Genomic DNA, 19,353 nt, shown 5'->3' with positions numbered 1-19,353 from the left:
CCGACCGTCCAGCGCTGGACGGTACGGGCGTGCCGCACGTCACATCACAGGAGCTCCGCGCGGCGGTCGGTCGCCGTCACCCACCCCGTCGTCCTGGGCTGCGGCCCTCAGCAGGGCAGGATCTCTGACAACGAGCCGCCGACGGCCGAGCGTGACAATGCCGTCGGACTGGAGACGCGCGAGGGCGGCAAATGCCGATGACCGGCTCATGCCCGCCATCGTGGCCAAATCCTCCCTGGGTATGCCGAGTTCGACGACGACACCACCAGTCCCATCACGGTGCCCCACCTCGTCCGCGAGATGAACGACCACCCGTGCCAGGCGGGCCGGCGGCGGCAGGTGAACAAGGTCGGCGCGCAGACGCTCCTGAGTGTTCAGTCGGTCCACGCTGAGCCGGTACACGACAGGCTCCAGGCGATGCCGGGCCACATATCCGCGGAAGGCGTGCGCAGCCATGACGACACCCGTGCAGGGGCGTACCGCTGTCACGGTCGCCGAACGCGGCCGGTCGAGCAGCACACCCATCTCACCGAGGACCTCGCCGGGGCCGCGGAGCATCAACGTTAAACTGTCCCCAGCCTCATTGCCCTGTACTACCTTGACGAGACCGTCGACCAGCGCGATCACACCGTCGGGCGACTCGCCCTGTGAAAGGAGCACCGCCTGGCTCCGGTAGGTGCGCCGATGCCCGCGTTCGAGCAAGTCGCGCCATACCTCAGGAGGCACGAGGGAAAGGAAGTTCACCGTGACACCTCCTCACCCTCACGCGAAGGCGGTGGCCATGGCGAAGCAGCCGCAGCCCGCGACTGACAGGACGAGAGAGCACTGCACCCGGCGGTGTTTGGCCCAGGCGATCTCGCTCATCACCACGACTTGTCGGGTAAGCGAGGGCAGTGGATCTGTGTTGCGCAGCACGCCTTCCAATGCGGCGGGTTCCATGAGCCGCAGGTGTCCGAAGTATAGGAAGTCGCCATCCGGTTCTGGCCCTCGCCGCTCTTTGCCGAGCCGGGGAGAAACAGCCGACGCGGCACAACAGACACCCGCCATGATGAGTACGACACCGAGCCATAAAAGCGTCTGCGACGCAGCGGACTCGAACTCGCCCGCTGCCCGCCGAGAACTCGCCAGCAGGCTCAGTACGGCCAGCGCGGTGGACTGCAGGGTCAAGGCGAGCGCGGCTTTCGAGTCCGCCTTGGCCGTCGCATCCGCGACGGCGGACTGGATCTTCCACGCTGTTTCGGTCGGCTCAGTCGGCACGGTGACATCCCCCTGGGTACAGCGATTGACTACTCACTGGTGCTGCGCTGAAGGCTGCGCAAGCACGGCCGAACGAAAACGCACGGCGGACATCTTGGCCTGAACGTGGTGGAACGGCAGCGACGAGTCTGACCGCGCTCTGACCGCCTGGGGTCTGACCCTGCCTGAAGGGCCGTATACCCTTGACCTGCCCGCCGACGCCGTACAGGCCGTCCGCAACCAGCACGACGGGCCACCGCATGCGTCCTCAACGAGGTCACTACCTCCACCGAGTGGAACGCGATCCAGTCCTCTGCGCAGTGCGACCGACCTCCCGAAGGCTCCCGGGGCGCGCATCGCGCCCCGGGAGCCTTAGCTGCACCTCGTCGACTGCGACCGGATGCCCAGCATCGGTCCTTGCTGTCTGTCCCCCCTCCGCAATCAGCGGCTGGACTATGGGCTGAATCGGCCGTCCAGAGACACTCCAATGCTGACTTTGCTGACTTTGATGGACTAGCGAGCCTCTGACCTGCGAAAACGTCGGCAGATCAAGTAGTGGTGGAACTTCGTCGCCCGGTCCGGCGACGAGATCGCACAGGCGCGCGACGACTGGGAGCGGGGCTCGCGCTTCGGCGAGGTGCACGGTTACGACGGTGCCCGCCTGTCCGCTCCCGAGCTGCCCGCCGTTCCGTTGAAGCCGCGCGGGCGGGTGCGGTGACCCGGAGGGGCACGGCCGGGGAGCCGGGGCCCGACGCCCCCGCGCGCGTTCACCCGACCGCCCCCGGACCGCCGGGCGCCGGGGCTGCGGCAGCCCCGGCGCCTCCGGCGGCCGGGGGCGCCGGCCCGTCGTCCTCCGGATCAGGCCGCGGTGGTGAGCTTCACCGGTTCGGTGCCGGTCGCGCTGTGCCGTTCGGCCCAGCTCTCCAGTGCCGTGCGGCAGGCGTGGTCGAGGTGGTGCAGTCCTGACAGGTCGAGTTCGACCGGGCGGTCCTGCGGGAGGGACTCCAGCGTGTCGAGGATCTTCGGCAGGCGGAGGAACGTGGCGTTGCCCGCCAGGCACGCCTCGATGGGACCCGCGCCCTTGTCGACGACCTCCAGTCTGACGTGCGAGGCCTCCCAGGCGGTCTTGGCGACCGCCAGGGCCAGACCGATCAGGACGCCCTCGAACATGTTCACCACGACGATGGCGAGGGCCGTGACCACCAGGATCGCCGCCTCGCCCCGGTGCTCCCGCCACAACGCGGCGAGCTGGCGGAACGGGATCAGCTTCCAGCCCGCGTGCACGAGGATGCCGGCGAGCGCGGGCAGGGGGATCAGCGCCAGGGCGAACGGGAGCGCGGCGGCGAACAGCAGCAGCCACACGCCGTGCAGGACCCGCGACGCCCTGGTCCTCGCACCGGCGTCGACGTTGGCCGAACTGCGGACGATGACCGCGGTCATGGGCAGGGCGCCGAGCAGGCCGCAGACCGTGTTGCCCGTGCCCTGGGCGACCATCTCCTTGTCGTACTCGGTGCGCGGACCGTCGTGCAGCCGGTCCACGGCGGCCGCGCTGAACAGGCTCTCCGCCGAGGCGATCAGAGCGAACGCGATGATCGTGCCCCAGATGGCGGGGCCGGCCAGTTCGCCGAAGGCCTCGGCGCCGGGCGGCTGGACGACACCGAGCAGGCCCTCCACCTCGACGGTGGCGACCGGCAGCCCGAGGCCGAGCGTGGCGGCCGTCGCCAGCACCACCGCGGCGAGGGCCCCGGGCACGGACCGCACCCGTTTCGGCAGTCTCCGCCACAGCACGATGACGGCGATGGTGCCCGCGCCGACGGCGAGGGAGGCCAGGGCCTCGGTGCTCCCGAGCGCGTCGGCGAACGCGCGGGGCAGGCCCGTGATCTTCCCGATGCCGGTCTCCGGAGCCTTCAGGCCGGCCGCGGCGTAGATCTGCCCGGCGATGATCACCAGACCGATGCCGCAGAGCATGCCCTCGACGACGGAGACGGATATGGCCCTGAACCAGCGGCCGATCCGGAAGAACCCCATGGCGAGTTGGAGCAGGCCGGCGATCAGCACGATCACGCCGAGCGTGCCCACCCCGAACTCGCTGACCGCCTCGAAGACGATCACGGTCAGGCCGGCGGCCGGTCCTGACACCTGGAGACTGCTGCCGCGCATGAGGCCGGTGACGAGTCCGCCGACGATGCCGGTGACGAGCCCCAGTTCGGCCGGGACGCCGGAGGCGACCGCCACCCCCACGCACAGGGGCACCGCGACGAGGAAGACGACGATGGAGGCGAGGAAGTCCTGACGTAAATGAGGGAACTTGGACAGCACGGTGGTCACCCGTCCCCTCAGAGCGTCTCGAACGCGTCGGTGTCCGACCGGTGTTCGCGTACGAGTCCGGTGTGGACCTCGTAGTACCAGCCGCGCAGGCGGAGTCCGCCGGCTTGCAGGCGCTGCTCGACGCAGGGGTAGGAGCGCAGTCGCAGGAGCTGCGTCAGGACGTGGTTCTGCACGGCCTCGGCGACCGTCGGGTCGGCGGGGTCGGAGCACTCGGGTTCCTTCGCGGCGTGCGCGAGCCAGTCCCGTACGGCGGGAACCGAGTTCAGGTCGTCACCGCGCACCACGGCGCCGACCGCGCCGCAGTGGGAGTGGCCGCACACCACGACGTCCTTGACGCCGAGGACCTCCACGGCGTACTCGATCGTCGCCGCCTCGCCGGTGGGGGTGGCGGAGGAGTACGGGGGAACGATGTTGCCGGCGGTGCGCAGCTCGAACAGTTCGCCGGGCCGGGCGCCCGTGATCAGGGCCGGCACGACCCGGGAGTCGGAGCAGGTGATGAACAGGACCTCGGGGGACTGGCCCGCGGCGAGGCCCGCGAACTCCTCGGGGCGACGGCCGAAGGTACGTGCGTTGTCGATGAGAGGCTGCATGGTGTGGTGATTCCTCCTGGCGCGCCGTTACGGCGCGTCGGGCTTGCACGACAGAGATGTGGGGGGCGTTCCGCCCGGTCAGCGGCGGAACATCTGTGGCGCGGCCCCGGAAGGGGCCGCGGATCCGCTCGACGCGTGGCCGCGCACGGCGTTGGGCGCGGCGTGGTCGAGCCCGGCCGCCGGTCCTCGGTTCGAGGCCTTCGGCGCGTGGTCGGGCGGGCCGAGAGGGGTGCTTTCGGCCCGCCCGACGGTGGGGTGATCGGGGACGTGGGCGTGGGTGGGGCAGGTCCCGGGGGTGAGGGGCGTGGACACGGGCAGCGGGACGGCGCGGAACGTCGACGCGCTCCGGGTCGTCACGGCTCGCGGCACGCCCTTCCTCCCGGTGCGGTCCATACCTATGGATCGCACCAAGGGATGCCCAACCGATGGTCAAGAGAACCATAGACAAGTAAAGTCGCGCGGCGGGCCGACCGCACGTGTCGGCCGGGAAAGAGCCCGGAAAGTGTGGGCTGTTTGGCCGGATCCGCGATCGTGGGCCATGCGCCGCCCCACCCCCTCGACCACGTGGTCATCGGCCCCTTCGTGGCCACCAGGGTCCGCCGTTCCGGGGTTCCCGGAGGAGCCGGGACCCGTTCGCGCGAGGCGTGCAGTTCAGGTCAATCGGCAAGCCTGCCCTTGACGGTCGATTGACCATCTCTTTACCTTCGGTGCCGATGGATGACCATCGCAGAACCATCTCTTGACGGAAGTCCACCCCTCCCTCTTCTCTTTCAGGAGGTTCCACCATGGATCAGCTCATCAAGCACATGACGGAGGAGTCCGTGTGGCGCAAGTGGGTCGCCGCCAACTCCGCCCAGGCCGCCAAGGACGGCTGCATCAGCGCCACCACCAAGAGCGGCTGCATCAGCGCCGCCCCCAAGAGCGGCTGTATCTCCTGACCCGCCGGTGACCCACGCCGCCGGCGCGGTCGTCGCCGCGCCGGCGGCCCCCGCTCGCTCCGCCCGCCGCCGACCCTCCCCGGAGAGCTCCCGTGAAGCGCCTGCCGAGCGCCGACGTCCTGGACAAGGTGCGCGACATCCCGATCTACCGCGCCTCCGTCGAACGCGGTCATTTCCCGGTCCTGGAGAAACCCGAGATCGCCCGCGGTTTCCCCGACAACTGGATGACTCCCGAGCTGGCCCGCGCGCTGGAGGCGGGAGAGGCCGAGTTCGTGCTCTCCACCGGCACCAACCACGCCCGCATGCAGATCATCCGGCCGCCCTACTTCCTGCTCCGCTCGTACTACCGGCTGTGGAGCGAGCACCCCGATCTCGGCGCCTCGTGGCACGAGGGCGCCCGACGGGTCTCACTGACCACCGTCCTCGCCACCGAGCACGTGGCCCGGGTGAACGCCCGCAAGCCCGGCGCCACCCCCGGTGAACGCTGGCTCGACGACCGCACCCTGTACCTCAACCGCCGCCTCGACCCGGCCGACTGGGACCGCGACGAGGTCGAGTGCATGCTCGCCGAGATCCGTGGGGCCGCCACCGCCCACCCCGACGGCACCTATCTGCTCGACTGCTCCGGCTACCACCTGGCGCACCTGGTCCGCAAAGTCTCCGCATGGGGCCTGTGGGGCGACTTTCCCCGCCCCGCCGGCATCGTCCACGCCTACGAGTACACACCGTCGAACGTCCGCGCCCACCTGCGCGCCCACTTCGACTGCCCGGTGGTCGACCTCTTCGGCAGCACCGAACTCGGCTACCTCTTCTACAGCGACGCGGAAGGCCGATACCAGCCCTATCTACAGGACATGAGCGTGGAGCTGATCCCCGTGGAACCGGGCAGCGGCATCCACAGCCTCATCGTCACCAGTACCCGCAACCCCTACATGCCGCTGGTCCGCTACCGGTCCGGCGACTGCGTCCGCACGCGCGACGGCAGCGCCGATCCGAAGGGGATCGTCTCCTTCTGCGGGCGGGAGAAGGAGCTGCTGCGCACGCCCGGCGGGCCCGTCTCCCAGGCCGACCTGGACGCCCGCATCGCCGGGGTCTGCACCCGCGTCTTCCTGCACCGGCTGCACCTGGTCGGCGAAGACCATTGCCGCCTGGCGTACACGACCTTCGACGACGCGCCGCTCACGGCCGGCGAGACGGCCGAACTGACCTCCTCCGTCCGTGCCTTGACCGGACGGACCTGTCGGGTGGAGCACCGTACCGCCCTCTCCGTCGGGCGCTCCGGCAAGTACGCCTGGCTGACCGCGCACGACCCGTCCTGACCGATCCCGTCGCCCGTCGTCCCCCGTCCACGGGGCCGGCCGACGCGCTCGACGACGTCCCCGAAGGAGCCTCGTGCCCACGTCCACCGCCCACGTCCCCCCGGACAGCGCCGCCGATCGGGCGCCCACCGCCGAAGAACTGCTCGGCCCGGCCCTGCACGAGGAGGTGGTACGTCACTTCACGGCCGAGCCGGACGCCCCGTCCGCGGCGGTCGTGCGGCACCGGGTCCGCGAGTGTCTGCGCTACCTCTACCTCGTCTCCCGCCACCCCGACCGCCTCGGCGGCCTCTTCCTCCCCGTCGAGCAGGAGATCGACGAGATATGGCACTACCTCATCCTGCAGACGCGCGAGTACCGGGACCTGTGCGAACGGCGGCTGCCCGGCGGCCACTTCGTCCACCACCGGAGCATCTCCTACGACGCCTACCAGGAGGCGCCCGGACGGGAGACCGCCGCCGAGGAGGCCCTGCGCTGGATCCCCCTCTACACGGCCGCGTTCGGCCCCTTCGACGCCGACGCCCTGCCGCACTGGACGATCGTGCGGTTCCTGCACGACGAACTGCACATGTCGCTGGCGGAGATAGCCGGCCTGGCCGGCGGGACGGAGACGCCCGACGGACCGGCGGTCCCCGCGCGGGACCACGCGTGACCCGGACGGCCCCCTCGGCCACGGCGGCGGGTCTCTCCCCTGAACAGCGCCGCGCCCTGACGGTGCTCGGCATCTCGCAGGTGTTCGGCGGTGCGGGCATGGCGGCCGGCATCACGGTCGGCGCGCTGCTCGCCCAGGACCTGCTCGGCTCGACCGGTCTGGCCGGACTCCCGGCCGCGCTGTACACGATCGGCGCGGCCTTCGGAGCGGCGGGTCTCGGGCGCGTCGGACAGCGCTTCGGGCGCCGTCCGGCACTGGCGCTCGGCAACGGCATCGCCGCGCTGGGCAGCGCGGGCGTGGTCGCGGGAGCCGCGGCGCGCTGGCCCGCCCTGCTCCTGGCCGCCCTCTTCGTCTACGGGGCGGGTACGGTCACCGGGCTCCTGGCGCGCTACGCGGGCGCCGACCTCGCGCCGCCCGAGCGACGCGGCCGGGCCGCCGGAACCGTCCTGTTCGCCATGACCCTGGGAGCGGTCGTGGGCCCGAACCTGACCGGACCCACCGGAGACCTCGCCGACGCCTGGGGCCTGCCACGGCTGACGGGCCCCTTCCTGCTGGCGGCGGTCGTGTACGTGGCCGCGGCGCTCGTCCTGCTGGTGTGGTCGCGCCCGGACCAACTGCCCCCGGCCCCGCCCCGGGAGCCCGGAGCCGCCCGTACCGGCCGCCCCGCCCCCGGTGTCGTCACCGGCGCCACCGTGATGATCACCGCGCAGCTCGTGATGATCGCCGTGATGACCATGACGCCCGTCCACATGGCGGGCCACGGCCACACGACACAGGCGGTGGGGCTGGTCATCGCCCTGCACGTGGGCGCGATGTTCCTGCCGTCACCCCTGAGCGGCCTGCTCGCGGACCGGATCGGCGGGCGGCGGGTCGCCGTCGCGGCCGGAGCCGTCCTGCTGGGCGCGGCTCTGCTCGCCGGTCTCGCCCCGCCGCACTCCGTCCCCCTCCTGGCCTGTGCGCTGGTCCTGCTCGGAGCCGGCTGGAACCTGGCCCTGCTCGGCGGCACGGCCGTGCTCACGGACGCCGCGCCCGCCGAGAACCGGGCCGCGGTGCAGGGCCTCGCGGACGTGGGGATGTCCGTGGCGGGCGCGACCGGCGGCATGGCCTCGGGGCTGGTGATGGGGGGCGGCGGATACCCGGTCCTGACGGCTGCCGCCGGGGCCCTCGCCCTCGCGGTCATCCCCGCCGTGGCGAGGGGCGGCGGCCGCCCCGCCTGACGGGCGGCCGGGCGGTACGCACGCGGGACGACGACCCCGCACCCGCCACGGCAGCCTCCCCGCCCCCGCAGTCCTTCGTTCCCGCAGTCCTTCGTTCCCGGTCCGACAGAACAGGAGCCACCGGATGAGCCGTCCGACGAACCCGCCGACGAGCGTCCCGGCGGCGGCCGGCGGCCACCCGTCCGCCGCCGCCGACCGGGTCGACGCCGTGATCGTCGGGGCCGGGCTCTCCGGCCTCTACCAGCTCCACCGGCTGCGGCAACTCGGCCTGACGGCCGTGGCCTTCGAGGCCGGCGACGACATCGGCGGAACGTGGTACTGGAACCGCTACCCCGGGGCCCGCTGCGACATCGAGAGCACCTCGTACTCCTACTCCTTCTCCCCGGAACTCGACCAGGAGTGGGAGTGGAGCGAGCGGTACGCCGCCCAGCCGGAGATCCTGCGCTACGTCCACCACGTCGCCGACCGGTTCGGCCTGCGCGAGGATGTCGTCCTACGCACGCGCGTCACGCGCGCCGTGTACGACGAGCACGATCACCGCTGGCGGCTGTCCACGGACACCGGACGGACCGTCACCGCCCGCTTCGTGATCCTGACGACCGGCTGCATGTCGGTCCCCAAGGACCCGGGGATCCCCGGTGCCGACAGCTTCACCGGCGCCGTCCACCACACCGCGCGGTGGCCGCGCGAGGACGTCTCCTTCGCCGGGAAGCGGGTCGCCGTCATCGGCACCGGATGCTCGGGCGTCCAGGCCGTTCCCGTCATCGCCGAGGAGGCGGCCTCCCTGACCGTCTTCCAGCGCACCCCGGCCTACGTCCTGCCGGCCCGCAACCGCCCGCTACGGGCCGCGGAGCGCGCGGCGCTCAAAGCCGGGTACCCCGAGTTCCGGCGGGCCCAGCGGCGCTCGCGGGGCGGGACCGTCTTCGCGCCCCCGACCCGCTCGGCGCTGGAGGCGGACGAGGCGGAGCGCACCGCCGCCTACGAGGCGGCCTGGGACGAGGGCTTCCTCAACGGACTGCTGCGCACCTACACCGACATCCTCACCGACGGGAAGGCCAACGAGACCGTGGCGGAGTTCGTCCGGTCCAAGATCCGGTCGATCGTGACCGACCCCGCGACGGCGGAGCTGCTCTCCCCGCGCACGTTCCCGTTCGCGACCAAGCGCCCCTGCCTGGGAACCGGCTACTACGAGACGTACAACCTGCCGCACGTGGCGCTCGTGGACCTGCGCGCGACCCCGATCGAGCGGATCACCCCCCGGGGCGTCCGGACCTCGGACGGGGAGCACGACCTCGACGTGATCGTCCTCGCCACCGGCTTCGACGCCCTCACCGGCTCCCAGCTCGCCATCGACATCGTGGGCAAGGGAGGCGCGACGCTCCGGGAGCGGTGGGCCGAAGGCCCCCGGAACCACCTCGGGCTCGTCTCGGCCGGCTTCCCCAACCTCTTCACCGTCCTCGGGCCGCTCAGCCCCTCCGTACTCACCAACATCACGGTGTCCCTCGAACAGCAGGTCGAGTGGATCACCGACTGCGTCGGCCACCTGCTCGGGAACGGCCTCACCGAGATCGACGCCACCCCGTCCGCCGAGGCCGCCTGGGGGACACGCGTGGCGGAACTCGCCGCCCGTACGCTCTATCCGGCGGTGGACTCCTGGTACACCGGGGCGAACGTCCCGGGCAAACCCCGTGTGTTCCTCGCCTACGCGGGCGGACTCGACCGGTACCGGGAGGAGTGCGACGCCGCAGCCCGCGACGGTTACACCGGCTTCGTCCTCGCCTCCTCCACGGACGGGCGTTCCCTCCCGGACCCGGGTCCGGACCCGGACCGAGACCCGGACCCGGACCGCGCGCCGGGAGCGGATCCCGGGCCGTGAGCGATCGGAGTCCGGAGTCCGGGAACCCTCGCGGATCGGCGCTCGGCGACAGGCCTCGCCCCCCTCCGAACCGACCGGGCTCAGGCCGGCTTGCGCCAGACGGAGACGTGCTGCGCGGAGTCCTGGGCGAACGGCGCGCCGCTCCAGTCCGCGACGCGGCGCTCCAGCTCCAGTCCGGCGATCCGGGCCATCAGGTCCAGCTCCGCCGGCCAGGCGTACCGGTGCCGGGAACTGCCGCGCCGGTAGCGGCCGTCGTCGCCGTCGCGGGTCAGGTGGTGCGAGACGAGGACCTGCTCGACCAGGTCGAAGGTGTCGAAGCCGAGGTGCCGCTCGGAGACGTCGAACGGCACCGCGACCTGGCCGGGCGGCAGGAACCGCAGCGGCGGCACGACCAGTTCGACGACGAACCGGCCGCCGGGCGCCAGGTGCCGCGCGGCGTTGCGGAAGCACTCGACCTGTTCGTCCTGGGTGAGCAGGTTCGAGATCGTGTTGTAGACGAGGTACACCAGGGAGAACTCGCCGGGGACGACGGTGGTGGCCATGTCCCCCACGGTCACCGGGAGGGTCTCCTCGTCCGCCTTGCGGCGCAGGACCGCCGCCATGTGCTCGGACAGTTCGATGCCCACCACCGGCACGCCGCGCTCCCGGAGCGGAACGCCCACCCGCCCGGTCCCGATGGCGAACTCCAGGGCCCGGCCGTCTCCGGCGAGTTCGGCGAGGAAGTCGAGGGTCGGTCCGAGGACGGCGGCCGAGAACATCCCGGCGTCCTCGGCGTCGTAGCGGTCGGCGGTCTCACGGGTCCACAGTTCGCTGCTCGTCACGGGGCGTCACACTGCCAGGCGCGCGGGGCGCTGTCGACGCGTTTTCGTCCCCACCGCCCGCGTTCCGGACGGTGGGAAGGACGGCCGGCGGGCCCCGGGACCTCTCCCCGGGGCCCGCCGGCCGCTCTGTCTCCCGTGCGGGGCGGGGTTACGCCGCGTCCCGCACCCGTCCGGTGAACTCCGGCCCCGGGACCGGTTCCCAGGAGCCGTCGAAGAGGGACAGGACGGCCCGCAGGGACTCCGTCGGCTCCTCGACGCCGTCCGCGACGGTGGGCACGGTCAGCTCCGCGCCCGTCTCCCCGGCGGGGACGGAGAACCACAGGGACAGACCGCCCGGGACCGCCTCGGACAGCGGCACCGCCGGATCCGGGACCTCCCCGATCTGCTGCTCCAGCCACTCCGGGTCGACGTCCGCCGTGGACAGTTCGGCGCCGCCGGTCACCGGCAGCACGTCGACCGTGCCCACGATGTCGGCGTCCGCCGCGGCGGACAGCGTCACCCGCCAGGCCAGGGCCCGGCCCTCGGCCACGTCGTCCGCGACGGGGGTCACGGTCGCCGTGGGCAGGGGATCGTCGTCGCGGGCGGTCACACCGCCCCGGTGGGAGCCGACCACGGCCCCGCGCACCGCCTTCACGAACGCGTCGTGCGCCGTGTCGTAGCCGAAGCGGGTGTTGCCCCGGACCTCGACCGGCACGTCGATGTCGTGCCGTCCCGGGCGCACCGTCACCAGGCGCGAGACGGCCCCGTCGCCGTCGGGGCCGGGCACGAACAGGCGGACCTGTCCGGCCCCCTTCCCGGAGACCCGCACCGGGACGCGGTAGGTCCGCACCCCGGAGTCGCCCTCGTCGACCGTCAGGCGCCCGACGTCGACGCGCGGCAGCGCGGCCGGCCGCACCGCCGGGGTGCCGGGACGCCAGCCCCACCCGTCCACGAGCCACGCGCGGCCCGCGCCGCCGCCCGGGGACAGTTCGAGCGACGCGATCCGCTTCGGGTCCAGGCCCGCGCGGCTCGCGGCGGACAGCGGAACGCGGACCTCGCGCGCCCACACGGACGCGGTCCGGTCGCTGCCCGGCAGCCCGTCGACCCGGACGCGGCCCAGGTGCGCGCGGCGGCCCGAGGCGTCGGTCACGGCGACGTCGAACCGGGTGCCCGCGCTGTTGGGCGGCACGGCCAGGCGCAGGGCCAGGGCGTCGGAGCCGGCCAGCGAGACCGGCCGGGACGGGCGTACCGCGACCGGCTTCCCGGCAGCGCCCCACCGCAGCGCGACGGCGTCGCGGCCCGGCTCGGGAGAGGCGTCCCAGACCGCGAAGTGCGGGGAGGCGCCGCCCTCCTCGGGGTTCAGACAGGCGCGTGCGGCGTCGGGATCGACCTGGGCGCACAGTCGGCCGGAGCCGGAGACCGCCGTCGAGGCGTCCGGCAGGAAGGCCGGGACGCGGTGCCCGCCGACGGCGTGGGTGAGGACCCGGGCCGGGCCCGCCGAGGGCGCGCGGCGGCCGGTGCCGTCGAGCAGCGGCCGCACCCGGTCGTCGCCCCCGACGAACAGCCGCGCCGACGCCGCGACGTAGGCCGCGCCCGCCTTCTGCTGCTGCCCGGCGGTCAGCCGGGTCGCCGCGCCGGGGGAACAGACCGGGTCGGGCGTCTCGCCGGACGAGAAGTCGTCGGAGGCCGGGGCCTGGGCCTGGCCCGGGGTCCACTCGGTGTTGAAGAAGTTGTGGTTGGCCCCGACCATGTAGACCGAGCTGTGCAGGGCCGCACCCCGGCCGACGCCGCGGGTGCCGTCGAGGTAGATCTGGCCCTGGAGGTCGCTCACGTCCCCGTCGCAGCCCGGCAGGATCGTCGTGGAAGGCACGTCGGGGGCCGGGTTCTGACCGAAGATCGTGGGCCCGATCAGGACGTTGCCGCGGATCTTCCACCGTACGGGCCCGTGGAGGCCGTCCCGGTCGGCCGGCGGCGGGTAGAGGCTGTCGAGCGCCGCCCGGTTGACGCCCTCGCCGCCGCGCGAGTGGCCGACGAGCAGCACGCGCGAGAGGTCGGCGGGCGCGGTCCTCCGCACGGCGGCCGGCGCGCCCCGCCGGTTCGCGGACCAGTCGGCCCAGCGGGCCAGGTGCAGCCGGACCAGGGACGAACGGGCCTGCGCGCCCGCGTCGTCGATGCTGTGGTCCTGCCCGTTGACGCCGTTGGCGGATATCGAGAGGGTCACGTAGCCCTGGGAGGCCAGGAGCTTCTGGGCGTTCAGGTAGCCCCGGTGGCTCGGTATCTCCCGGGTGCCCGCCGGGCAGGGCCACGCGCCCGTCGCGTCCTCGGTCCCCGGCGCGTAGCAGGTGGCGTGCCGGCCGTGCAGGAAGAGGGCCACCGGCCGCTTGCCCGGCGCGCCGGCCGGACCCACCACGACGGCGCGCATCTCGACGGGCACGGGGAAGTCGGGCAGCTTCACGGACGGCAGGGCGTACTCGCCGCTCACGGTCCGGTAGGGGCCGGGCGTGCCCGGGTCGACCGGGTTCGCCGGGAGGGAGGCCTCCGGCGCGGCGGGCCGGGGCGGGGCCTGCGGCCCGGTGGGCGGGGCGAGGGGCCGGGGCCGGGCGGAGGGGGCGGCGGCGTCCAGCCGCTTGCCGCCGGCCGTCACCCGCAGCCGGTCGCCCCCGTCGAGCCGGGCGTCCCCGAGGGGGAGCCGGAAGGCGCGTCCGTCGGGATCGGCCGCCGGACGGCCGAGCAGCCGGTCGCCGGCGTGGAACTCGACCCGGGCGTCGCCCATGGGGACGGGTCCGGGCGACGTCCACACGAGCTGCCGGTCCGCGCCGGTCCCGGTGACCCGCCAGCCCGGGGGGAGTTCGGGTTTCCCGGGCCCGGACCCCCGGGCCGTCGCCGCCGGTCCGGGCGACGGTTCCCCCGCGTGCGCCGCGCCGGGCGTCGCCGCCGCCAGCGCGAGTAAGGCGGCGGCGGTGGTCACGCCGCGTATGCCACGTATCAAGACGGTCTTCCTCACGTTCGTTCCCGTGGGGGCACCGCCGGTGGCGTCGGCCGCCCGGCTCCCCGGTGCCCCCTCTCGCCCCGGAGGACGGCGGCGGACGTGCCGGGGTTGCCTCCCCGCACGGCGTCGTGTGCGCGCCGGAGGGGCGGAGCCGGGAACGGGACCGGCCCGGACGGCGGGGGAGCCGTCCGGGCCGGACGTGCCGCGGCCGGACGGCGGGGGGCGCCGTCCGGCCGCGGCCGGAGTGGGGTCAGACGAGGTCGAACCGGTCCAGGTTCATCACCTTGTCCCACGCGGAGACGAAGTCCTTCACGAACTTCTCCTTCGCGTCGTCGCTCGCGTAGACCTCGGCCAGCGCGCGCAGTTCGCTGTTGGAGCCGAAGACGAGGTCGGCGCGGGTGCCGGTCCACCGGACCGTGCCCGTCGCGGCGTCGTGGGCCTCGAAGAGGTTCGCGTCACCGGCCACCGGCCGCCAGATGGTGTCCATGTCGAGCAGGTTGACGAAGAAGTCGTTCGTCAGGGTGCCCGGGGCCGTGGTCAGGACGCCGTGCTTCGAGCCCTGGTGGTTCGCGCCCAGGACGCGCAGACCGCCGACGAGGACCGTCAGTTCGGGGGCGCTCAGGTTCAGCAGGTTGGCGCGGTCGACCAGGAGGAACTCGGCCGGAAGGCGGCTGCCCTTGCCGAGGTGGTTGCGGAAGCCGTCCGCCCTGGGCTCCAGGGCGGCGAAGGACTCCACGTCCGTCTGCTCCTGGCTCGCGTCCACCCGGCCCGGGGCGAACGGCACCTCGACGTCGAAGCCCGCGTCCTTGGCGGCCTTCTCCACGGCCGCGGAGCCTCCGAGGACGACCAGGTCGGCGATCGAGACCTTCTTGCCGCCCTCGGCGTCGAAGGCGGACTTGACGCCTTCGAGGACGCGGAGCACCTGCGCCAGCTGGTCCGGGTCGTTGACCTCCCAGTTGCGCTGCGGCTCCAGGCGGATGCGGCCGCCGTTGGCGCCGCCCCGCTTGTCGCTGCCGCGGAAGGAGGAGGCCGAGGCCCAGGCCGCGGAGACGAGCTGCGCGACGGTCAGGTCCGAGGCGAGGATCCGCTCCTTGAGGGAGGCGACGTCCGAGGCGTCCAGCAGCTCGCCCTCGCGCTCCGGCAGCGGGTCCTGCCACAGCAGGACCTCGGAGGGGACCTCCGGGCCGAGGTAGCGGGAGATCGGGCCCAGGTCACGGTGGGTCAGCTTGTACCAGGCGCGGGCGAAGGCGTCCGCGAACTGCTCCGGGTTCTCGTAGAAGCGCCGCGAGATCTGCTCGTACGCCGGGTCGAAGCGCAGCGACAGGTCGGTGGTGAGCATCGTCGGGAGGTGCTTCTTCGACGGGTCGTGCGCGTCGGGGATGATCGCCTCGGCGTCCTTCGCCACCCACTGGTGGGCGCCGGCCGGGCTCTTGGAGAGCTCGTAGTCGTACTCGAAGAGGTGCTTGAAGAAGTCGTGGCCCCACCGCGCGGGGGTGGTGGTCCAGGTGACCTCCAGACCGCTGGTGATCGTGTCGCCGCCCTTTCCGGTGCCGTGGGAGTTCGCCCAGCCGAAGCCCTGGGACTCGATCGGCGCGGCCTCGGGGTCGTCGCCGACGCTCTCCGACGGGCCGGCGCCGTGCGCCTTGCCGAAGGTGTGGCCGCCCGCGATGAGCGCGACGGTCTCCTCGTCGTTCATCGCCATCCGGCGGAAGGTCTCCCGGATGTCGCGGGCCGCCGCGACCGGGTCCGGGTTGCCGTTCGGGCCCTCGGGGTTGACGTAGATGAGGCCCATCTGGACCGCGCCGAGGGGCTCCTCCAGCTCGCGGTCGCCCGTGTAGCGCTTGTCGTCCAGCCAGACGGTCTCGGGGCCCCAGTAGACGTCCTCATCGGGCTCCCACACGTCCGCGCGGCCGCCGGCGAAGCCGAAGGTCTCGAAGCCCATCGTCTCCAGGGCCACGTTGCCGGTGAGGACCAGGAGGTCGGCCCAGGAGAGGTTCTGGCCGTACTTCTTCTTGACCGGCCACAGCAGGCGGCGGGCCTTGTCCAGGTTGACGTTGTCCGGCCAGCTGTTGAGCGGCGCGAAGCGCTGCTGGCCGGCGCCGGCGCCGCCGCGGCCGTCGCTGATGCGGTACGTGCCCGCGCTGTGCCACGCCATCCGGACCATGAGGGGGCCGTAGTGGCCGAAGTCGGCGGGCCACCAGTCCTGGGAGGTCGTGAGGACCTCGGCTATGTCGCGCTTCACGGCCGCCAGGTCGAGGTTCTGGAACGCCTCGGCGTAGTCGAACTCCTCGCCCAGCGGGTTGGCCACGGCGGGGTTCTTGGCCAGGATCTTCAGGTTCAGCCGGTTCGGCCACCACTGGTTGTTCCCGCCGCCCTGGGTCGGGTGGGCGGCGCGGCCGTGCGCGACCGGGCAACCGCCCCCGGCTTCGTCCAGCTTCGCGTCCACGACGATCGCGTCGTGGTTCTCGGGCGCTTCGTTCTCGGGCACGCGGTTCTCAGACATCGGAATCCTTCCGGACCTGGCGGACAACAGTACTCAGGAAGTGCGATCGGAGCGGCCGGGTCGTGCCCGGAGAGCCGTCACGTATCGGACTCCCGCCGCGCTGAGGTCTTCCTGTCCCTTGGCCATCAACGAAATCGATCCTACAATGGACCTTGTCCAAGTCAAGAACAATGCCAAATCCTGTCCGAGGAGCACCGGCCGCACACCGGACACCACGGGCCCCGCGTCCGAGCCGAAGAGGTGAACCTATGAGCGACCTGCTGGAACGGCTGCGATCCCGAGGCTGGCGGATGACGTCCCAGCGGCGCGTGGTCGCGGAGGTCCTGGCCGGCGACCACGTGCACCTCACGGCGGACGAGGTGCACGCGCGCGCCGTCGAGCGGCTGCCGGAGATCGCGCGGGCCACGGTCTACAACACCCTCGGCGAGCTCGTCGCCCTGGGGGAGGTCGTGGAGCTCTCCACGGACGGGCGGGCCAAGCGCTACGACCCGAACGCGCGCCGGGAGCACCAGCACCTGGTCTGCTCGGGCTGCGGGCTCATCCGGGACGTCCACCCGACGGGCGACCCGCTGGCGGTCCTCCCGTCGGAGGAGCGCTTCGGCTTCGCCGTGGAGAAGGCCGACGTCACGTACCGGGGGCTGTGCCCGGACTGCTCGGGAGGATGAGCGCGCGCACGCGGAAGGGGGCCGTCACCGGTGTCGGTGACGGCCCCCTCCGCGGTGGCGGCTCCCGCTCCGGGGCCGCCGGGTGGACTACTTCAGGGCGGCGAGGGCCTCGTCGTAGCCGGGCTCGTCCGCGATCTCGCCCACGAGCTGCGCGTGCAGGACCTTGTCGTTCTCGTCGAGGACGACGACCGCGCGGGCGGTCAGGCCGGCCAGCGGGCCGTCCGCGATCTCCACGCCGTAGTTCGTGTGGAACTCGCGGCCCCGGAGCGTCGAGAGGTTCTTGACGTTCTCCAGGCCCTCGGCGCCGCAGAAGCGCGCCTGCGCGAAGGGCAGGTCGGCGGAGATGCAGAGCACCACGGTGTTCTCCAGCGCGCCGGCCTTCTCGTTGAAGGCGCGAACGGAGGAGGCGCACGTCGGGGTGTCGACGCTCGGGAAGATGTTGAGGACCTTGCGCACGCCGGCGAAGTCCTTCAGCGACTTGTCGGCGAGGCCCTCGGCGACGAGCGTGAAGTCGGGCGCCTGGCTGCCGGGTTCCGGCAGCGCGCCGTTGACCTGCACCGGGCTTCCCTTCAGCGTGACCTGGGCCATGGTGATCTCCTTAAGGGGTACGAGTGGCAACGAAGCGCATCGTACGGAGTCCGGGCCGCTCGCGCGGTCGCACCCCTTGACGCCCCCTTCCTTCACTTCTTAAATCAGGTGGGCGGCGAAGTGGTCGGCCTCCATGTGTGTCATGTACCTGACATGCATGCGAGGTGTGCTCCCACGGTGCCGTCCCCCCCCACATCCGACGGAAGAGAGAGCCATGACCTCCTCCCGCGCACGACGGCGCACGCTGTCCTCCGCCCTGTCCGCCCTCGCCCTGGCCCTCGCCGTCACGGCGCTCGGCCCGGCGGCCTCGGCCGGCCCCGCCGCCGGCTCGCCCGCCGCCCTCCAGCCCGCCGCCGGGGCGGCCGCCGTCACCTTCTCCGACGACTTCGACGGCCCCGCGGGCGCCGCCGTGGACGGCAGCAAGTGGCAGATCGAGACCGGCGACAACGTCAGCAACCACGAGCGGCAGTACTACACGGCCGGCAACCGCAACGCCGCGCTCGACGGCCAGGGCCACCTGGTCATCACCGCCCGCAAGGAGAACCCGGGCAACTACCAGTGCTGGTACGGACGGTGCGAGTACACCTCGGCGCGGCTCAACACCGCCGGGAAGTTCACCACCCGCTACGGGCACGTCGAGGCCCGCATGAAGGTGCCGCGCGGCCAGGGCATGTGGCCCGCCTTCTGGATGCTCGGCAACGACATCGGCCAGGTCGGCTGGCCAAACTCGGGCGAGATCGACGTCATGGAGAACGTCGGCTTCGAACCCTCCACCGTCCACGGCACCCTGCACGGCCCCGGCTACTCGGGCTCCGGCGGCATCGGCGCCGGGTACACCCTGCCCGGCGGGCAGGCCTTCGCCGACGCCTTCCACACCTTCGCCGTCGACTGGTCGCCGGGCCGGATCACCTGGTCCGTGGACGGCACCGTCTACCAGACCCGCACGCCCGCCGACCTCGGCGGCCGGGCCTGGGCCTTCGACAAGCCCTTCTTCCTGATCCTCAACCTCGCGGTCGGCGGCTACTGGCCCGGCGACCCGGACGGCTCGACCCCCTTCCCGGGACAGCTCGTCGTCGACCACGTCCGCGTCACCACCTCCGACGCCCCCGCCGGCGGCGGACCGATCACCGGCATCGGCGGCAAGTGCGTCGACGTGGCCGCCTCCCACACCGCGAACGGCACCCCGATCCAGCTGTACGACTGCAACGGGACCGCCGCCCAGCGGTGGACCGTCGGCGCGGACGGAACCGTCCGCGCGCTCGGCAAGTGCCTCGACGTCACCTCCGCTGGCACCGCCGACGGAACGCCCCTCCAGCTGTGGGACTGCAACGGCACGGAGGCCCAGCGCTGGGTCGCCAACGACGCCCGGGACGTGGTGAACCCGCGCGCGAACAAGTGCCTGGACGCCACCGGCAACAGCTCGGCCAACGGCACCCGGCTCCAGATCTGGACCTGCGCGGGCACCGCCAACCAGAAGTGGACGGTGACCCGGTAGCCCGGACGGTCCCGACAGCCCCGTGGGGCGGGGGGGCGGCGCCGGCCCCCCCCCCCCCCCCCCCCGCCCCCCCGCCCCCCGGCCCCCCCCCGGGCGCCCCCCCCGGGGGGGGGAGGGGCCCGGGGGGGCGGCCCCGCGCGGCGCCGCGCGCGCCGGCGCG

At 73.0% G+C, this 19,353-nt stretch carries 15 protein-coding genes and 1 pseudogene; 8 read left to right on the top strand and 8 right to left on the bottom strand.

Features of this window, described 5'->3' with window-relative positions:
- Positions 1–39: 39 nt before the first annotated feature.
- Both ACIQKA_RS10445 and ACIQKA_RS10440 read right to left on the bottom strand, forming a co-directional pair.
- A complete protein-coding gene (locus ACIQKA_RS10445) occupies positions 40–744 on the bottom strand; it encodes a Crp/Fnr family transcriptional regulator (protein ID WP_383447928.1) in 705 nt (234 codons plus the stop codon).
- A gap of 18 nt (positions 745–762) precedes the next feature.
- Positions 763–1,257, bottom strand: coding sequence for a Pycsar system effector family protein (locus ACIQKA_RS10440; protein ID WP_383447931.1), 495 nt, complete (start codon positions 1,255–1,257; stop codon positions 763–765).
- 535 nt (positions 1,258–1,792) lie between these two features.
- Between ACIQKA_RS10440 and ACIQKA_RS10435 the strand changes: the two are divergent.
- A pseudogene (locus tag ACIQKA_RS10435) lies at positions 1,793–1,954 on the top strand (pirin family protein); the annotation flags it as partial.
- 140 nt (positions 1,955–2,094) lie between these two features.
- Here the strand turns inward: ACIQKA_RS10435 and ACIQKA_RS10430 are convergent.
- Positions 2,095–3,555: a SulP family inorganic anion transporter gene (locus ACIQKA_RS10430; RefSeq protein ID WP_402540951.1), complete on the bottom strand. Its 1,461-nt coding sequence runs from the start codon at positions 3,553–3,555 to the stop codon at positions 2,095–2,097.
- 17 nt (positions 3,556–3,572) lie between these two features.
- A complete protein-coding gene (locus tag ACIQKA_RS10425) occupies positions 3,573–4,154 on the bottom strand; it encodes a carbonic anhydrase (protein WP_402540644.1) in 582 nt (193 codons plus the stop codon).
- Positions 4,155–4,939: 785 nt separating this feature from the next.
- Between ACIQKA_RS10425 and ACIQKA_RS10420 the strand changes: the two genes are divergently transcribed.
- The 5 genes from ACIQKA_RS10420 (at position 4,940) to ACIQKA_RS10400 (ending at position 10,153) form a co-directional block, all read left to right on the top strand.
- Positions 4,940–5,092, top strand: a complete 153-nt coding sequence (locus ACIQKA_RS10420) for a hypothetical protein (protein WP_383437245.1) — start codon at positions 4,940–4,942, stop codon at positions 5,090–5,092.
- Positions 5,093–5,184: 92 nt separating this feature from the next.
- On the top strand, positions 5,185–6,411 hold the full coding sequence (locus tag ACIQKA_RS10415) for a hypothetical protein (protein ID WP_402540643.1): 1,227 nt from the start codon (positions 5,185–5,187) through the stop codon (positions 6,409–6,411).
- Between the two features lie 73 nt (positions 6,412–6,484).
- Positions 6,485–7,060 (top strand): hypothetical protein, encoded by a 576-nt coding sequence (locus ACIQKA_RS10410; protein ID WP_402540642.1) that lies wholly within the window; start codon positions 6,485–6,487, stop codon positions 7,058–7,060.
- Positions 7,057–8,277 carry an MFS transporter gene (locus tag ACIQKA_RS10405; RefSeq protein ID WP_402540640.1) on the top strand — a complete coding sequence of 407 codons (1,221 nt, stop codon included), beginning with the start codon at positions 7,057–7,059 and terminating at the stop codon, positions 8,275–8,277. The genes ACIQKA_RS10410 and ACIQKA_RS10405 overlap by 4 nt, the downstream gene beginning before the upstream one ends.
- A 124-nt stretch (positions 8,278–8,401) precedes the next feature.
- A complete protein-coding gene (locus ACIQKA_RS10400) occupies positions 8,402–10,153 on the top strand; it encodes a flavin-containing monooxygenase (RefSeq protein ID WP_402540639.1) in 1,752 nt (583 codons plus the stop codon).
- A gap of 80 nt (positions 10,154–10,233) precedes the next feature.
- Here the strand turns inward: ACIQKA_RS10400 and ACIQKA_RS10395 are convergent, their stop codons facing one another.
- The 3 genes from ACIQKA_RS10395 to katG all read right to left on the bottom strand — a co-directional run bounded on the left by ACIQKA_RS10395 (position 10,234) and on the right by katG (position 16,445).
- Positions 10,234–10,974, bottom strand: coding sequence for a class I SAM-dependent DNA methyltransferase (locus ACIQKA_RS10395; protein ID WP_383156458.1), 741 nt, complete (start codon positions 10,972–10,974; stop codon positions 10,234–10,236).
- A 148-nt stretch (positions 10,975–11,122) separates the two neighbouring features.
- Complete coding sequence (locus ACIQKA_RS10390) at positions 11,123–13,942, bottom strand: alpha/beta hydrolase family protein (protein WP_402540638.1); 2,820 nt, start codon at positions 13,940–13,942, stop codon at positions 11,123–11,125.
- A 250-nt stretch (positions 13,943–14,192) separates the two neighbouring features.
- Positions 14,193–16,445, bottom strand: a complete 2,253-nt coding sequence (gene katG, locus ACIQKA_RS10385; RefSeq protein ID WP_383160457.1) for a catalase/peroxidase HPI — start codon at positions 16,443–16,445, stop codon at positions 14,193–14,195.
- Positions 16,446–16,693: 248 nt separating this feature from the next.
- Between katG and ACIQKA_RS10380 the strand changes: the two genes are divergently transcribed.
- Positions 16,694–17,110: a Fur family transcriptional regulator gene (locus ACIQKA_RS10380; RefSeq protein ID WP_356546595.1), complete on the top strand. Its 417-nt coding sequence runs from the start codon at positions 16,694–16,696 to the stop codon at positions 17,108–17,110.
- Positions 17,111–17,197: 87 nt separating this feature from the next.
- Here ACIQKA_RS10380 and tpx read toward each other — a convergent pair whose 3' ends face one another.
- Positions 17,198–17,698 (bottom strand): thiol peroxidase, encoded by a 501-nt coding sequence (tpx, locus tag ACIQKA_RS10375; RefSeq protein ID WP_383448782.1) that lies wholly within the window; start codon positions 17,696–17,698, stop codon positions 17,198–17,200.
- 214 nt (positions 17,699–17,912) lie between these two features.
- On the opposite strand from tpx, the gene ACIQKA_RS10370 reads away from it, so the two are divergent.
- Entirely contained in the window at positions 17,913–19,193 is a 1,281-nt protein-coding gene (locus tag ACIQKA_RS10370) for a ricin-type beta-trefoil lectin domain protein (protein ID WP_402540636.1), read from the top strand.
- Positions 19,194–19,353: the final 160 nt, after the last annotated feature.

The organism is Streptomyces sp. NPDC092045 (assembly GCF_044756005.1).
Lineage (GTDB): Bacteria > Actinomycetota > Actinomycetes > Streptomycetales > Streptomycetaceae > Streptomyces.
Note: the sequence above shows the minus strand (reverse complement) of the source record. Positions and strands in the feature narration are given on the sequence as shown.

Coding starts and splice junctions, on each gene's coding strand:
- ACIQKA_RS10425 (WP_402540644.1), bottom strand. CDS start 4,154: ATGCAGCCTCTCATCGACAACGCACGTACCTTCGGCCGTCGCCCCGAG.
- ACIQKA_RS10420 (WP_383437245.1), top strand. CDS start 4,940: ATGGATCAGCTCATCAAGCACATGACGGAGGAGTCCGTGTGGCGCAAG.
- ACIQKA_RS10400 (WP_402540639.1), top strand. CDS start 8,402: ATGAGCCGTCCGACGAACCCGCCGACGAGCGTCCCGGCGGCGGCCGGC.
- katG (WP_383160457.1), bottom strand. CDS start 16,445: ATGTCTGAGAACCGCGTGCCCGAGAACGAAGCGCCCGAGAACCACGAC.
- ACIQKA_RS10380 (WP_356546595.1), top strand. CDS start 16,694: ATGAGCGACCTGCTGGAACGGCTGCGATCCCGAGGCTGGCGGATGACG.
- tpx (WP_383448782.1), bottom strand. CDS start 17,698: ATGGCCCAGGTCACGCTGAAGGGAAGCCCGGTGCAGGTCAACGGCGCG.
- ACIQKA_RS10370 (WP_402540636.1), top strand. CDS start 17,913: ATGACCTCCTCCCGCGCACGACGGCGCACGCTGTCCTCCGCCCTGTCC.